Below are 15,327 nucleotides of genomic sequence, written 5' to 3' on the forward strand. Positions count from 1 at the left end.
TGAGCCATCATCTATGGAGGAGAAATTCTCGATGATAAACAAGTTATCCAGCGTTCAAGTCTGTTATCGGTGGATCGGGCTTGGTGTCTTCTGTTTCGTGATTTGGGGTTGCGGCGAAGATCCTCGCCAATTATTTGAAACGGCTCAGTTTGAGGAGCAACAACATAATCGATCCCATGCTCAGGAATTGTACGAACAGATTATTCATCAACATCCTGAGAGTGAATTTGCTGAAAAAGCCCGGCAGCGAATAGAGGCCTGGAAGACAGAGAATCCGGAAGAGGGAAAGTGACGTGCTTGAACTGGTCAGGAGTGATGTTCAGGATCTACGCCGGTTCGATACATGTATTCTAATCGTCTGATATCCTGGTCCCGCCGCATCCGCTCATCAATGCACAGGTTCACGATGGTATTCCAAAATCCAGCCTCCGCCATTGAGCCCGCTTCCATCCGTTGATCGCGGAATTCGCTGGAGAAACAGGTGTAGCGCTGCAAATCGCTGTCATCGAATTCACGAAGGAAGTTTGGTAAATCTTCCGTATGAGGCATGGGTTCGTGGTGATGGCTCATCATGCAATCTCTTATGGAAAATATATCGGTGGAGGCTACCTGAATTCTTGAGGTTTTTAGGAGAATTTCTTCAGGAACCCGACCAGGCTACTGTCAGAGAAGTATGCCGTTCAGTAGAGAATATGTTTATTGTGGGCAATTCTTGAGCGTTAGTTTCTGCTCGTAGAAGACTCTTCGTGCTTACCCTAAAGTTCTAGCGATCCAACAGAATGAGACAAGCGGGCGGGGTTCAGCGGATATCACGGAAAAAAGCAGGAGAAAAGTGGGTAGCCCAAATTCTACATACAGGATAATCATGAGGACGCGAATAAAACTTCGCCATACTCCCATTTTGACAAATTTTCGGGAATCGGTGATGACCGTCAAAGGCAAAAGTCGGGGAGTCGTCTGTGTCAGGAGGGTCTGTCCAAACCTGACATCCTCCAGAACGGTTTGCGTGGGAAATCCTCCCAATCGGGTGAACAGGCCTTGTCTCACGAATAAGGCCTGATCTCCAGACGATATGTGAATGTGTGCATCGGAGATACTTGAAGCGATCACTTTTTGTATGCTGGATGTCCCATCCGGAAAAAAGTGATGCTGGAATTGGAATGGGGGTGGGGGTATCTGCTCGTGATGGGCATCACACTCATTATGGCCGTCGTCATGTTGTGGGTCTTTCGATGGAGGCATTGGATTGAAGATTAAAGAAAGAGATGGGCTAAGGTTACAGCCGGACGGTTTGTGAAAACACATGAATGACGATTACTCCGGCGATGATCAATCCCATTCCAATGATTGCTGGCGTATCAGGAATTTCTCGAAAGGCGATTGCACCTACGATCGCCAGAAGAATGATGCCGACTCCTGACCAGATGGCATAGGCGATGCCGACCGTCATGGTTCGCAACACAAGACTTAAGAGAAAAAATGCCGCGACATATCCAATGACGACAAACAGGCTTGGGCCTAATTTGGTAAAGCCCTCGGCTGCTTTGAGTGAACTGGTTGCAATCACTTCCGCCACAATTGCCAGGAACAAATACACGTAGGTCATCGAGACAATCCTTTCTGGACTCCCCCTCTCGCGAGGTGCCGGTCTTTTACGCCATCAGATTTTTTGAAGGTGCATATTTCAAGGGATTAGTTGCCTAGCGGCCTATTCTGCTTTGAGCATCAGGACCTCCCGCTGTGGGAAGGGAATTTGAATACCTGCAGTTCGGAACTCTTCCACAATGGTCTGATACAGCCCAGCTTGGGCCGGCACATAATCCGGGATGGTTACCCATGGTTTGACGGATATGTTAATTGACGAATCTCCCAAAAGGGCAATGCCAATAACCGGTTCCGGATCTTGTAATATGCGTGGGTTGGCCGCGACTTGTAATCCGTACTGAATGACAAAATCCATGCTGATGTCCGTTCTAAACATGTCTGGTTCTCCAGGGGAAAGTGTTGGCCGGGTCTCTACGGGAGATAGCCTACCGGAAAAGTGACGGGATGACTATATGAGGAGCAATCAGGATGGTATTTTGAGAGACGTATGAATGGCCAAAGAATGTTCAGGAAACTGGGTTGCACCAAAAAGGAGATTGCGTTAAGAAAGGCGATGGTGAGAAATGTGGGTCTAGAATGGTGAAAAGAGGAGGAAGGCAATGAACACGCATATTCGGGTTATGGTGGCAATGATTCTGGGGATTGCGGCCTTATATGGTCCGGCCCTGGCAGAGCCGGTTCTGCTTCAGGAGGGCTTAGGGAAGCATCATTTTCCGATCTCCTCCAATGGAGCGATGGCGCAGCGATATTTCGATCAAGGACTCATCCTGTCATTTGGCTTTAATCATGCCGAAGCAGCCCGGTCCTTCAGGGAATCACAGAGGCGAGATCCGAACTGCGCCATGTGCTATTGGGGTGAGGCATTGGTGCTCGGTCCGAATATCAATGCCCCGATGGATCCTTCGGTTGTTCCTCAGGCCTTTGCGGCGGTGGAGAAGGCCTTAACGCTGAAAGACCAGGCCACCGAAAAAGAAGGCGCGCTCATTCAGGCATTGGCTATGCGCTACTCCAAAGAGGTGATGGCCGATAGATCGCCCCTTGACCTGGCCTATGCCGAGGCCATGCGGGTGGTTGCTCAGCAGTTTCACGATGACCCGGCCATTGGCGCTTTGTTAGCTGAAGCACTGATGGATCTGCATCCCTGGGATTTTTGGACCAGGGGAGGAGAACCTCAACCCTGGACACCGGAAATTGTGTCGAGGTTGGAGACCGTATTAGACCAATCGGCTAGTCATCCTTTGGCCAATCATCTCTACATTCATATCATGGAAGCCTCGCCGCATCCCGAAAAGGCTTTACCCAGTGCCGAACGATTACCCGCCCTTGTCCCCGGCTCAGGACATCTGGTGCATATGCCCGCGCACATCTATATTCGTGTCGGGCGGTATCGGGATGCCGTGTTGGCCAATCAACATGCGGTTAAAGTTGATGAGTACTATTTGAACCATGCTCATGAGGAAAGTCTATATACGGCGGCCTATGTTCCCCACAATTCACATTTCCTCTGGGCGGCGGCGATAAAGCTCGGGCAACAGAAGTTGGCGATGCAGGCGGCGTTGGATACCGCGGCGTCCGTCAAGTCTGAGATGATGCGCGCTCCCGGCATCGCGGGCACCATGCAACATTTTTGGACGATTCCTCTCTATACCCAAATCGCATTCGGGCAATGGACAAACATTCTCGCGGAGCCCAAGCCTCCGGTGGATTTACGGTATCCCACGGCTATCTGGCATTATGCCCGTGGATTAGCATTTGTGCGTCAAGGAAAATTGGAAGCTGCCCAACAGGAATCTATGAAGCTCGCGGAGATTGCCCGTGACCCTGCGGTGGCCAAGCTGACCATTCTTGATCTGAATAATATCGTCGATATTCTGGCCATTGCGGAGGCTGTTCTGGCAGGAGAAATGGCGGCCGGTCATGGAGAATATGAGACCGCAGTTCGTCAGTTGCAGCGCGCGGTTACACTTGAAGATGGATTGAATTATACGGAACCGAAGGATTGGTATCTTTCGTCACGCCAGGTGTTGGGTGCGGTGCTTCTGGAGGCTGGAAACCCGGTCGAAGCAGAGCGCACTTTTCGAGAAGATCTCCAGGATCATCCTCAAAACGGATGGGTGCTTTTCGGGTTGGAACAGAGTTTACGCGCCCAGGGAAAAACCGATGGGGCTGAAAGTGCCCTTCAGTCGTTTCGCCAGATATGGAGCGATGCGGATGTGACCTTGACGGCTGCCAGGTTTTAAGCTCCCTCGTTTTTGGAGCAATGCTGGAATTGATTGGACCGTGTGTCATTTTCCGGGCATCAGTCATTGGTGTTTTCAGTCTGTGTCCCATCTCCTGATTTTGGTTTTGCAGAATCGGATAGGTCCAGTACGCTTGGCGTGTTCACCGGCGCGTGTTTTTCTAAACCGTATACCGGCTCGAAAAACAATACTCTTCTGGGAGACTCGTTTTGTCCTGCTTGCTGTCCGGGGCCGAAGCAAGAATGGCTTCAGTCTCCCATCGCCACACTCCTCTTCAGCATCCTGGAGATTTTCTTCATCGTCCTCCTCTGTTTATTTAAGTTTCTCCTGCCACAATCCGACAACAGTTCAATAAGATCATAGGTAGCGGTAGGGGTGCATTTGCACCGTGAGTTGTTGCCCCTTTCCAGATGGCTGTGAGGAGATTGTTCATCGCTGCATAACCTGATCCACGGAGTACACCTTGAGTCGACGATCTATCGGAATTCCTTGCACGACTGTTCCAAAGTCCACCGACGGAGGTGGTCTGTCCCGGCTCCAGGAGATTGCCGACAGACGAGCAATTCCCGGAGTGTTGCTCTTCTCAGGATCCGGAGACGTGTTGTTTATGAACCCCGAGGCAGAGGCGTTAAATCGCCAGATCATGGGAGACGCGTATGATGCCGAGGCGCGAGGTGTGTGGCCCCCCGAGGTCCTGGAGTTATGTGGGTCCCTTCGGACATTATTAGACAGTCCCGAGAACCAGATGGCCGAAGGCCAGCACGAGTTACGACGAGTGACGGGTGATGGGAAATCGCCTGTATTGCTGCGTGGTTTTCCATTAGCAGCCCATACAGAAAAAGATGAAGCCTGTATGCTCATCATCATGGAGAAAATCGGACGTGAACGTCGAGTGGTGCCTAATCAGGCCAAAGAGCAGTATCGTTTGACGAGTCGGGAAGTAGAAATTGTGAAATATATCAGTGAGGGGTGGACCAATAAAGAGATTGCTCGACATCTGGAGATAAGCGAACATACCGTGAAAGAACACGTTCGCCATCTTCTGAAAAAAACGAAAACAACCACTCGCACCGGCATTCTTGCCCAAATCTTCCAGGATACCTAACGCCTCCAGGCGCCCGCCCGACTGCCCCTTCTCCCTTTTTTCCCTTCGATCCTACAATGTTCCATGGCCCCGTTTGACTGTCAATCTGCAGTGCCTGGCTATGTTTTCCTACTAGTTTCTTGTGCCTGTTTAGAATGACCGGTTTCCTATCCGAGGGTTCTTCTCAGGAAACCCTTGATTGTCACTCTCAAGCTGAGGATAATCTCATGGTTCGTGTTTGATGTCTCTTGATCCTCTCAGAGGTTGCCAATTTCTCCCTCTCCCCACACTCTGCACGATACGTTGAAGCTTGATGAGCCAGGCCTCGTTCGGGCTCTTCAAGCTGGAGATGAACAGGTATTCGCGGCCGTGATGGATTGGTATTCCGGTTCGTTGTTGCGGTTGGCCTTGTCCTTTGTGCCGAGTCGGGCCGTGGCCGAAGAGGTCGTTCAGGAAACCTGGATGGGGGTGTTTGAAGGCATCCATCGGTTTGAAGGTCGATCGTCTTTTAAGACCTGGCTCTTCCGGATTTTGACGAACCGGGCGAAAACGCGAGGGATACGGGAAAGTCGCTATGAGCCGTTCGGATTAAGTGCGTCTTCGGGAGAGATAGACGAAGGTCTTTCCTTAGAGGATTCCTTGTTTATCACGGAGGGTTCCCGAACGGGTCACTGGAAAGATCCCCCTAACGCGTGGGAACCGGATACCCCAGAACGGGCGTTGCTCTCGAAGGAATGTCGAGCAGCCATTGAAACCGCGATTGAAAGTTTGCCGGCTACGCAGCGGCAGGTGATGACCCTGCGCGATATCGAAGGTGTCAGTTCGGAAGAAATCTGTAACATCCTTGGGATCAGTGAGACCAATCAACGGGTGCTGTTACACCGGGCGCGCACTAAAGTGCGCCGAGAGCTCCATCCCTATGTTCAGGGGGATAACACGTAACGACAATGGATACGAATTTGAAACAGAAACTTATGCGATATATGGCGGGAAATTTTTCCTGCCAGGAAATCGCGCAACTTATCACGGATTACCTGGATGGGTCCCTGAATCTTGGCGAGCGAGTGCGATTTCAAATCCATTTGGGCTTGTGTTTTGCCTGCCGTAATTATTTACGTCAGATGAAACATACCATTGCGACCTTACGACAATTGCCTCCTGAGCCCGTCCCCCAACATGTAAAAGAGGAACTGCTTGAACGGTTTCGGAATTGGAAACAGCATCAACTCCAATCTTCCGTGAAATTTGAAAACGAATAATCTGCCGAATGCTGGTCTGTGCGATTTCTCCTTCTCCCTTTCGATCCAATGTGGTGGATAAGGCTTATGGAGTGTCACAACCCTTCGTGTGTTAATCGTCCTGTTTTCATTAAAGGAGACAATTATGGCCTTGAAAGATTCAACGATGCTCCCGCTGGGGACGCCCTTGCCTCACTTTGAACTGCCGGATGTCCGGACCGGTCATCTGGTGTCCCCTGAAAATTTTGCCGGGAAACGCGCAATTCTAGTGATGTGTATTTGTCGTCATTGTCCCTATGTGGTTCATGTGCAGGAGGAATTGGCCCAACTCGGTCGGGATTTTCAAAAGAAAAATGTTGGCATCGTGGCGATCAGTAGTAATGACGTGAAAAATTATCCCCAGGATTCCCCCGCAAACCTGAAGAAGATGGCGGAGGAATTGGATTTTCGCTTTCCCTATTGTTATGACGAATCTCAGGAGGTGGCGAAGGCGTTGACGGCCGCTTGCACTCCCGATTTCTTTGTATTTAATGAAGAACGAAAATTGGTGTATCGGGGGCAATTGGATGATAGTCGACCGGGAAATGGAAAGCCTGTGACCGGGCGGGATCTGCGAACAGCTTTAGAGGCGGTTCTGGATAAGAAACCGGTTTCCGGAGTACAAAAACCTAGCGCGGGTTGCAACATAAAATGGAAGGCCGGGAATGAGCCGGATTATTGACAAACAATGGCTGGGTAGAGAACGTCGATGCGTGAGAAGCACCGTGCAAGGATTTCCTGATTTGGGTTGATTCAAGAATTTTCTCTCCTGACCTATCATTTTTCATATTTTTCTCTTATTCCTTCACGGATTTTTTAAACACAATATCTCCAAAATAGGCGATGGCGGATTCCCTGGTATTGTCGGTGTCGGTCATGATGGCGACTCCTGAGATATTTGGCGGATCTTCTCCGAATGCTTTCTTGTAATCTTCATAGATATTGCGTTCCTGAGTTACCCATTGATTTAAGTTGGCACTTCCACTTTCCGTGACGAACATATACACCCGATCTGTATAGGGATTGGGAACCATTGTGCCGATTGGACTTTTGCTTTCCCAAATATAATTGATGGCTCCAATCGGGGGATATTGGCCATAAAGCAATTTGATGGTTTCAAATTTCGCCTTTTCAAAAAACCCGACCTGACTGCTGTCATATTGGAAGGTGATGTAGAGCCGTGCCGGATAGTCATCTCCTGATTTTTGGGCAACATCACCATTCTGAAGAATATTCTCGACTTTCCATCGCCACTCAATCACCGGATATTCCTTTGGATTGATCGAGATTTCCCGTGTCAGGCCGGAGGAGGATTGGCGACTGATGGCCTTGACCACCACCTGCTGCTCATCTTTGACCAGGTCATATTGGGTATGTTCGGGGATGTTGTCAAAGGTCAGCGGTTTCCACCCTTGAGGCAATGGTCCTCCTGGAGTGGCGAGCGAGAAGTTGCCGACGACCAGTTGGTTCAGGCCTTCTGCGATGACCGAGGTCGAGTGGATCAGACTTATAAGGCCTAAGGCCAGCGTGAGAAGGTAGAAGAAGCCGCGTCGGAATGTGGTGAGTGTCATGCCTAGTCTCGGAATGAGCCTGAGAGGTGTTCTAAAAATTCGTTGACTGACTCGGTTCGCCATGAGCCTGTCAAAAGGCCGCCATGAGCGGAGTGAGGGATTCCTGATGGAATTCGATCTTACCTGGACCATGCAAAGAGTTTGCGGAGTAACTGTTTTTTTCCTTCCGTCAGCGTGGTTTTTCGCCAGGCATTCGCGGACTTTTTTACGACTTCTGCTTGAGTCGGGTAGGGGTGAATGGTGCTGGCGATGGTGTTAAGTCCCAGGCCTCCCTTCATGGCCAGGGTGTATTCACTAATCATATCACCCGCATGGGAGGCTACGATGGTGGCTCCGACTATTTTATCCGTTCCTTTTTTGACGTGAACTCTGGCGAAGCCTTCCTCTTCCCCATCTAGAATAGCCCGATCGACTTCATTGAGAGGAAAGGTGAAGGTGTCGATCGAAATGTTTTTGTCCTTCGCATCCTTTTCATATAGGCCAACATGGGCAATTTCCGGCTGGGTATAGGTCGCCCAGGGAATTACCAGTTGGTCCGTGCTCCCGTAACCAAGGCCGAACGGATGGGGAAATAGCGCGTTCTGAATGACGATCTGCGCTTGGGCATCAGCCGTATGCGTGAATTTAAACGGAGAGCAGATATCTCCTGCCGCAAATATTTTGGGATTGCTGGTTTGAAGCCGAGGGTTGACCTTGACTCCAGTTTTGTCGAATTCGACCCCAACGGCCTCTAGTTCCAATCCCTCAATGTTCGGACTGCGGCCGACGCCCACCAGAATCTCATCAACCGGGATATCGTAATGGGTGCCATGCGAGTCAACCACGAGGTGCTTGGCGCCTTTGGCTGACTGAATATTCAAGTCCTTCCCGCAACAAAGCAGTTGCACGCCGTCCCGCACAATCGATTGTTCCACAATCTCGGCAGCGTCGCGGTCTTCATTTGGAAGAATGCCGTGCATCGCTTCCACCAAAAACACCTGACTGCCGAATCGGGCAAATGATTGGGCCAGTTCGCAGCCAATGGGACCCGCACCGATGACCCCGAGTCTCGGAGGAAGTTCCGTCAGAGAAAAAATGGTTTCGTTGGTGAGATAGGCTGTGTTGGCCAAGCCTGGAATCGGTGGAGCTGTGGCCCGGGCTCCCGTGCAGATGACTGCTTTGGTAAATTGTAGTGTTGTCCCATCCACATCGATCGTGCTTGAACTGGTGAATCGGCCGTTGCCGATAAATACATCCACGCCAAGTTTCGTAAAGCGATGAGCTGAGTCGACATGACTGATCCGTGCCCGCAGTTTTCGCATGCGGGCCATGGCTGCACCGAAATCCCGTTTGACCTCCCCGGAAATATGTACACCAAATTGCTCCGCCTCTCTGACAGCGGTCCAGGCCTTGGCAGCGCGGATGACGCCCTTGGACGGCACACACCCTACATTCAGGCAGTCTCCGCCCATCAGGTGTCGTTCAATCAACGCTACTTTGGCTCCGAGAGCTGACGCAATCGCGGCGGTGACCAAGCCGGCGGTTCCGGCCCCGATGATGACGAGGTTATATCGTCCGGATGGTGTGGGATTGCGCCATTGAGGGGGATGCACATTGTTGACTAATTCCTGGTTATATTGATCCGCGGGAAGGACTAAACTGGTATGGGCTGGTGATTGTGTGGTGTTCATCTGTGGCCTCTAGTTTAGTAAAGGGTCAAAGTATTTACGATTTAGTATTGATGGCTCCGCTTTGAGGCTTTTTCCATTTCTGATAGGCCACCGGCATAAGGGCCAACAGGCCTAGGAGCGTAAAGGCGAGTAAGACCGGTGGACTGGCAATTTCGCTCAAAGAATTAATGGTGCCCAATTGGCGACCGGCAAAAGCAAAGACAAAGCTGCCGGGAATGATGCCGATGGACGTCGCCAGAACATAGGTGCCGAGGTTGACACGGGTGAGGCCGGAGACCAGATTCACGAGAAAAAATGGGAAGGCTGGAATGAGTCGAAGCGTCATAAGATAACTAAACGCATTATTGGCAAATCCTTCCTGGATGGTCCCGAGTCGGTCGCCAAACTTTCGCTCCACCCAATCGTGGAGCAGATAACGGGCCGCCAAAAAGGCGAGCGTCGCTCCAGCAGTGGCTCCGATGTTGACGAATAGGGTTCCGATCAGACTTCCAAAGAGGAATCCCCCCGTCAACGTTAAGATCGCTCCACCGGGAAGCGAGAAGGCGGTCTGGAGAATATAGACAAGAATAAAGACGGCAACGGCTGTTTCATAATGGGAGGCCGTGTACGCTAATAAGGTGTCCCGGTTCGCTTTTAAGGCCTCGAGAGAGAGATATTGGCCAAGATCAAAATATAAAAAGGCACCGATCCCTGCCAGCAGAATGCACCCGATGAGAATCCTTCCCATCAAGGAATTGGGTGCGTCGGTTGGCGTGGTAGATGGATGGGACATGTGAGGCTCCATTATGTGGGTTTTCATGGGAATTCTCCAGTCATGTTTTTTTTGAAATCCGGTAAATGGCAAACCGGGCATCGCTAAAATTCCTAGTGTGTCAAGGCTATAGAGATGGTTAACTCTATTCCTGTTTGCCATGAGGTGTCTTTGACGATATAGAGTTGTAGTCACGATGTTGCGCCATTTGTTACGGGGAAAATTTCAGAGGAAGAGTTGCCCGTTCCATTCTGGATTGACGCTTGTACGAGCTGTTTGAACAGGAAGGATATCTTGCAAATGCTTGCTAAAGTTACGCGAAAGGTAATTTTCCGACAAGTTCCTCAGCCGGATAGGTGAGAATTTCAGCAAGCGTGGGATGGTAATGAGGTATGCGGAGAAGGTCGTGAACCGTCCCATGAAAATGCATGATGGCAATCAGTTCATGGATGAGTTCGGATGCTTCCGGCCCGACGATATGGCCACCGAGAATCTCACCAGACTGAGGATGACAGAGCACTTTCACGTGTCCATACGTTTCACCCAGGCAGAGAGACTTTCCATGGTCGTTAAAGGGGTAGGAAGCGACAAGATAGGGGAGTTGACGGTCAAGGCATTCCCGTTCAGACAATCCTACGCTGGCCACCTGGGGATCAGTAAAGACAACCTGGGTTTTAAGACGGTCAGAAAAATGTTTGGGAGGTAGATTCGCATGAACGGCGTTCCATCCTGCGATTTCGCCCTCTTCGATGGCGATATGGACGATTTCATAGCCGCCGTTGACATCTCCAACGGCAAAAATATGCGGCTGGGATGTCCTCATTTCCTTGTTCACTAAAATGGCGTTGGGTTGATGGGCAATCTGAGCCGCGTCCAAATTGAGACCGTCAATATTGGGGCGGCGGCCTAGAGCATGGAGGATTGACGTGGCGGTGACGTGGCGGGGTTGACCTTGATGGAGAAAGTGAACCGTTTTCATTTCCCCAGATGCCTTGACCTGTTGGAGGCAGGTATTGGTATAGACGGTCATGCCTTCAGCCCGAAGATGAGCTTCAACTGGTTGAACGAGGTCTTCGTCTGTGTCGGAGAGAATATGGTTGCTTCGTTGAATCAGGGTTACTGCGACTCCGATGCGGGAAAAAAACTGGGCGAGTTCCAACGCGACCGGTCCGCCGCCCAGAACAATCATGGACTCAGGCTGTGAATGAAGCTCGAGTGCCTCATCACTCGTGAGATAGCCGGCTTCTTCTAATCCCGGAATGTCGGGGTGCGATACCACGGATCCAGTGGCGATGATATAGGCTTTTGCCGATAGCTGCTGTTGACCGACTTGAATGATCGTTGGCGAAACAAAGTGGGCATATTCTTGATAGAGCGTAAATCGCGGATGGTGGAGTGCTTGGATGCGATCTTCAGCAAATTCCTTAATTAACTTATCTTTTCGATCAATAATCTCTGGCAGATTCACCTGGAGCCTGGACGAGGTAAGACCGAATTCCGGCGCACGACGGATGAGCGCCGCGAGGTCGGAGGAGCGGAGAATGGCTTTGGTCGGCATGCATCCCCGTAAAATGCAGAGACCGCCTAACGGACCCTGATCGACGATGCCGACGTCTGCCCCTTCCGCTTGGGCAGTGCGCGCTGCTGCATAGCCCGCCGACCCTCCTCCAATTATGATGATGTCATGGGAATGGATCATGTGGAGTGCCTGTTATTCCGGATGAATAGAGAGAAAACATGGTCGAATTACGAATGCAAGTATGTAGCATGAATTCATCTCACGAAGAAAGGCAGTCGTGCTGGCGGCCAGTGCAGGATGGTTGAAGTTGGGTGGCTGTGTACCCGGGTCTATTCCTCCGGCTTCCCTATTCATGGCTACCGACTTGAATCTGACCGCATTGATTGGGAACAGGCTGGCCAATGGATGAAAGTCTTTGCATCGTTTGACGCAGCTTGTAGATTATTCCTCAATTTGTGGAGGCCCACTTTAATGCGGGACTGGCGTTGCACCAGAGGGGTCGACATAAGGAGGCGACCCGGCACTTTCGACGAGCAGGGGCGTTGGAGTTTCGGAATGCGGCGGTTATTCACTCCACGTTGTATCGGAATCATCTGGGACTGTCATCGACCCTCGAGCGCTACCTGAACGGAGGCTATCGTTATTAGCAGTATTGCCTGGTGGAAGATGGGAGGTATGTTTCTATCGGCCAGGGTTGTTGGAAGATGTCGTCTGTTTTTGCCTGATTTCTTCGACTTTGGCGATGAGTGTTTCCACTTGATAGGGTTTTTGAATAAATGCAGCCATGTTCGGGTTGTGAAATCTTTTCATCGCTTCTTCCTCGGAATATCCACTTGATAAAATGACCGGAATCGTTGCGTTAAGTCCTTGAATGTGTTCGAGGAATTGTTGACCGTCCATATTGGGCATGGTGAGATCTAAGAGAACGACCATAATTTCCTGCTGATGTTGTTGGAAGACTTGAATGCCAATTTGTCCATCCGAGGCGACTAAAGTTTGTAATCCCATTTCTTCAAAGATCATAGAACAGGCTACGCGAACGTCCTCTTCGTCATCCACCACCAACACCATGGGTTTTTTGGTCGGTGAGGCATGTTGAGTTGGAATTGAGAAGACCGGCCCCTTCTTTGTTGAAGGACTGGGTGTGGTGGCGGGAAACAGTAACGTAAATTCTGTCCCGATATCTGGTTGACTTCGGACGGCAATGGAGGCGGCATGGGCCTGGGCGAGTCCGAGAAGCGCTGCGAGTCCTAGCCCTCGTCCAGGAAGTTTGGTCGAAAAGAATGGGTCAAAAATTTTTGGAATTGTGTCGGACGCCATTCCGCACCCGGTGTCCTGAATGGTTAGGGCAACACCCCGGCTGTGCGGGAGCTCACCGATAACATACCAACTCTGAAAATTCTCTGTTGTCGGCTCCCATTCGAATGTACGGATGGTGATGACCCCATCCCCTTCTCCAAAAGATTCTGATGCGTTTACCACGATATTCATTATAATTTGGCGCAATTGGGCCTGGTCGGCTCGAATCGGTGGAAGGGAGGGGGCCAGATCGTATTCGAACGTGAGTCGTTTTGAAAGGGTGGACCGGAGAAAAGGGGCCATGTCCTCGAGAAGATTTGGAAGATTGATAACTTGAAAATCCAACCGGGTCTGTCCGGCAAATGCTAACATTTGATTGGCCAATTCCCCGCCGCGAAGGCCGGCTTTTTCAATGAAGTCCAAGTGCTCTCGAGCCGGAGCATCAGGAGGAAGGGAGCGAAGTGCGAGGCCTGAGCGGGCCACAATAGTCATCAGGAGGTTATTGAAATCATGCGCGATCCCTCCGGCGAGTACACCCAGGCTTTCCAGCTTTTGTGAATATTGCCGTTCGATTTCATGACGGCGTCGTTCGTCTTCGGCCCTTCGCTGTTCGGTCACATCCCTGAGAGAGGCCAAAAAGGCGGGTTCTCCATCCCACTCAATAGGGACCACTCGCATTTCTACAGGAGTTGGTCGACCGGGTTCGCTCGTGATTTCTATTTCCATGGTCTGGTTTGCAGAGACCGGGAAACCAAATGGGGATCCGGTGAGTTGTTCGGATGTCTTTTGAAAGAGCTGTTCTGCTGCAGGATTGGAAAAACGGATCAGGCCGTCATGTCCGACGACAAGGATTCCGTCGCTGGATGATTGCAAGATGATGCTGGACTGACGTTCAAGAGAGCGTATGCGAGGTATGGTGACACACTGCTCAATCGCCTGCTCCATATGATGCCAGAGGAATTTTTCCGATAGAGTGTTTTTGTTGAAATACTCTTGTGCGCCAAGTTTGATTGCGTGAGCCGCAATTTTTTCGTCACCGTACCCGGTGAGAAAAATGATGGGATTCTTTGACGGCGACTGTGAACCCCGTACTTTCGCCAGGAATTCTAATCCGGTCATATCCGGTAATTGGTCATCCATAAGCAGACAGTGAGGGAGGGAGATCTTGCAGGCTTCCCAGGCCTGGACTCCTGTTTCCATTTCTTGAATATCGAGGCGAAACGGGGCTGTGCGCCGAATCCAACGAGTATAGGTTGATCGGTCCCTCGGGCTATCGTCGACGATAAAAATTCGGAGAGTGGTGAGGTGAGGTTTTTCAATACGGATTGGCATGTTTGACGGAGATCCCATTAATGGAAGTGGAAAGACCGGGAATGAGCTGGGATGAAAAAATGTATTCGTCAAGCATTAGGAAGGCCCTGCATCACCTCGAAATTTTCCAGTTTGTGTCTTTTGTCCAGTCTTAGGTGGAGAACTAATGTAAACCGGTATAATTATAGTTTTATCATGGCTTGTAGTGGCAATCGGTTTCAACCGGTTTCACAATATAACTGTTGATCTCTACCTGATTCCAGGCTTACCTATCGCATTTGTCTGGTAAGAGGTTTCCACGATGGTTTGAATCATTTTGAGTTTCAAATCAGACTGTGCTTTTGGACCCGTTTCCCGTTTGTCGGTACCTGGGGATATTCAGATCGAGAAGAATCGTACCTGGTGGAGGATCTTCGGTATTAATCTGCCTGATTATTTGGACAAATAGGGCCAGAACTTATTCCCATTTTCGCCATGTATGACGGAGTCCTGGTTCTTGAAAGCTGCGAATGGTGTCTTCTGCATGGTCCTGGCTGGCTTTTACCCGAAGTATGGATTGGCTCTGAGCAGAAAGGTTAGTCATTCGTGGTCCGATTAGCCAGACCTCTTGAACTCTTACGACGGCACAGGATGGCATCAAAATCTACATGGATGAAGGCTAAATCCGTATGGCCAACTCCTAAATCTTACCTTAGCGATTCGGTCAGTCTTCTCATCCGTGGGATCTAATATATTGTCGTATGGGACTGCCCCTTGCTTTCTTCGTGGCGCCGGGCTCAACGGTGGGCGATCCGGATCTTCTTTGCCGATCCGCATAGCTCAGGGCCACGCGGGACCAATGAAAATACCCATGGCCCGCGGCGGCAGTATTGATCCAGCACGAATTTGTTCAACTGTACGCAGTGCGAACTCAATCCCATTGCGTAGCGTTTGAACACCAGTTTCAGAAAATGTCTGAATTGGGCAATGCTCCAGGAACTGTTCACAACTGCGGTATCAG

The 15,327-nt window shown here is 50.5% G+C and carries 15 protein-coding genes; 6 read left to right on the top strand and 9 right to left on the bottom strand.

What is annotated here, in order from left to right:
- Window positions 1-31 precede the first annotated feature (31 nt).
- On the top strand, window positions 32-292 hold the full coding sequence (locus PJI16_03180; GenBank protein ID MDT3776560.1) for a hypothetical protein: 261 nt from the start codon (window positions 32-34) through the stop codon (window positions 290-292).
- 14 nt (window positions 293-306) lie between these two features.
- On the opposite strand, the gene PJI16_03185 is transcribed toward PJI16_03180, so the two are convergent.
- The 4 genes from PJI16_03185 to PJI16_03200 all read right to left on the bottom strand — a co-directional run bounded on the left by PJI16_03185 (window position 307) and on the right by PJI16_03200 (window position 1,981).
- On the bottom strand, window positions 307-573 hold the full coding sequence (locus PJI16_03185; GenBank protein MDT3776561.1) for a hypothetical protein: 267 nt from the start codon (window positions 571-573) through the stop codon (window positions 307-309).
- Window positions 574-750: 177 nt separating this feature from the next.
- On the bottom strand, window positions 751-1,110 hold the full coding sequence (locus tag PJI16_03190) for a hypothetical protein (GenBank protein ID MDT3776562.1): 360 nt from the start codon (window positions 1,108-1,110) through the stop codon (window positions 751-753).
- 166 nt (window positions 1,111-1,276) lie between these two features.
- On the bottom strand, window positions 1,277-1,606 hold the full coding sequence (locus PJI16_03195) for an SMR family transporter (GenBank protein ID MDT3776563.1): 330 nt from the start codon (window positions 1,604-1,606) through the stop codon (window positions 1,277-1,279).
- A gap of 102 nt (window positions 1,607-1,708) precedes the next feature.
- On the bottom strand, window positions 1,709-1,981 hold the full coding sequence (locus PJI16_03200; protein ID MDT3776564.1) for a hypothetical protein: 273 nt from the start codon (window positions 1,979-1,981) through the stop codon (window positions 1,709-1,711).
- 223 nt (window positions 1,982-2,204) lie between these two features.
- Here PJI16_03200 and PJI16_03205 point away from each other — a divergent pair, with 223 nt between their 5' ends.
- The 5 genes from PJI16_03205 to PJI16_03225 all read left to right on the top strand — a co-directional run bounded on the left by PJI16_03205 (window position 2,205) and on the right by PJI16_03225 (window position 6,888).
- A complete protein-coding gene (locus tag PJI16_03205; protein ID MDT3776565.1) occupies window positions 2,205-3,845 on the top strand; it encodes a hypothetical protein in 1,641 nt (546 codons plus the stop codon).
- Window positions 3,846-4,308: 463 nt separating this feature from the next.
- The gene (locus PJI16_03210; GenBank protein ID MDT3776566.1) at window positions 4,309-4,950 is read left to right on the top strand and encodes a LuxR C-terminal-related transcriptional regulator; all 642 of its coding nucleotides are present in this window, start codon (window positions 4,309-4,311) and stop codon (window positions 4,948-4,950) included.
- Window positions 4,951-5,232: 282 nt separating this feature from the next.
- Window positions 5,233-5,871 (top strand): sigma-70 family RNA polymerase sigma factor, encoded by a 639-nt coding sequence (locus PJI16_03215; protein ID MDT3776567.1) that lies wholly within the window; start codon window positions 5,233-5,235, stop codon window positions 5,869-5,871.
- Between the two features lie 17 nt (window positions 5,872-5,888).
- A complete protein-coding gene (locus PJI16_03220) occupies window positions 5,889-6,188 on the top strand; it encodes a zf-HC2 domain-containing protein (GenBank protein MDT3776568.1) in 300 nt (99 codons plus the stop codon).
- Between the two features lie 124 nt (window positions 6,189-6,312).
- Window positions 6,313-6,888, top strand: coding sequence for a thioredoxin family protein (locus PJI16_03225; protein MDT3776569.1), 576 nt, complete (start codon window positions 6,313-6,315; stop codon window positions 6,886-6,888).
- Between the two features lie 115 nt (window positions 6,889-7,003).
- On the opposite strand, the gene PJI16_03230 is transcribed toward PJI16_03225, so the two are convergent.
- The 5 genes from PJI16_03230 to PJI16_03250 form a co-directional block, all read right to left on the bottom strand.
- Entirely contained in the window at window positions 7,004-7,777 is a 774-nt protein-coding gene (locus tag PJI16_03230; protein ID MDT3776570.1) for a DUF3047 domain-containing protein, read from the bottom strand.
- Window positions 7,778-7,896: 119 nt separating this feature from the next.
- Window positions 7,897-9,447 carry a mercuric reductase gene (locus PJI16_03235; protein MDT3776571.1) on the bottom strand — a complete coding sequence of 517 codons (1,551 nt, stop codon included), beginning with the start codon at window positions 9,445-9,447 and terminating at the stop codon, window positions 7,897-7,899.
- Window positions 9,448-9,481: 34 nt separating this feature from the next.
- Window positions 9,482-10,246, bottom strand: a complete 765-nt coding sequence (locus PJI16_03240; protein MDT3776572.1) for a TVP38/TMEM64 family protein — start codon at window positions 10,244-10,246, stop codon at window positions 9,482-9,484.
- 265 nt (window positions 10,247-10,511) lie between these two features.
- Window positions 10,512-11,897: a dihydrolipoyl dehydrogenase gene (locus PJI16_03245; protein ID MDT3776573.1), complete on the bottom strand. Its 1,386-nt coding sequence runs from the start codon at window positions 11,895-11,897 to the stop codon at window positions 10,512-10,514.
- A 501-nt stretch (window positions 11,898-12,398) separates the two neighbouring features.
- Window positions 12,399-14,348, bottom strand: a complete 1,950-nt coding sequence (locus tag PJI16_03250) for a response regulator (protein ID MDT3776574.1) — start codon at window positions 14,346-14,348, stop codon at window positions 12,399-12,401.
- Window positions 14,349-15,327 lie beyond the last annotated feature (979 nt).

It is taken from the genome of Nitrospira sp. MA-1, assembly GCA_032139905.1.
Lineage (GTDB): Bacteria > Nitrospirota > Nitrospiria > Nitrospirales > UBA8639 > Nitrospira_E.

Bases quoted from the DNA above. Each gene is read 5' to 3' on its own strand.
- PJI16_03230 (MDT3776570.1), bottom strand. From the start codon at position 7,777: ATGACACTCACCACATTCCGACGCGGCTTCTTCTACCTTCTCACGCTG.
- PJI16_03225 (MDT3776569.1), top strand. From the start codon at position 6,313: ATGGCCTTGAAAGATTCAACGATGCTCCCGCTGGGGACGCCCTTGCCT.
- PJI16_03195 (MDT3776563.1), bottom strand. From the start codon at position 1,606: ATGACCTACGTGTATTTGTTCCTGGCAATTGTGGCGGAAGTGATTGCA.
- PJI16_03245 (MDT3776573.1), bottom strand. From the start codon at position 11,897: ATGATCCATTCCCATGACATCATCATAATTGGAGGAGGGTCGGCGGGC.
- PJI16_03200 (MDT3776564.1), bottom strand. From the start codon at position 1,981: ATGTTTAGAACGGACATCAGCATGGATTTTGTCATTCAGTACGGATTA.
- PJI16_03235 (MDT3776571.1), bottom strand. From the start codon at position 9,447: ATGAACACCACACAATCACCAGCCCATACCAGTTTAGTCCTTCCCGCG.
- PJI16_03205 (MDT3776565.1), top strand. From the start codon at position 2,205: ATGAACACGCATATTCGGGTTATGGTGGCAATGATTCTGGGGATTGCG.
- PJI16_03250 (MDT3776574.1), bottom strand. From the start codon at position 14,348: ATGCCAATCCGTATTGAAAAACCTCACCTCACCACTCTCCGAATTTTT.
- PJI16_03185 (MDT3776561.1), bottom strand. From the start codon at position 573: ATGATGAGCCATCACCACGAACCCATGCCTCATACGGAAGATTTACCA.
- PJI16_03240 (MDT3776572.1), bottom strand. From the start codon at position 10,246: ATGAAAACCCACATAATGGAGCCTCACATGTCCCATCCATCTACCACG.
- PJI16_03180 (MDT3776560.1), top strand. From the start codon at position 32: ATGATAAACAAGTTATCCAGCGTTCAAGTCTGTTATCGGTGGATCGGG.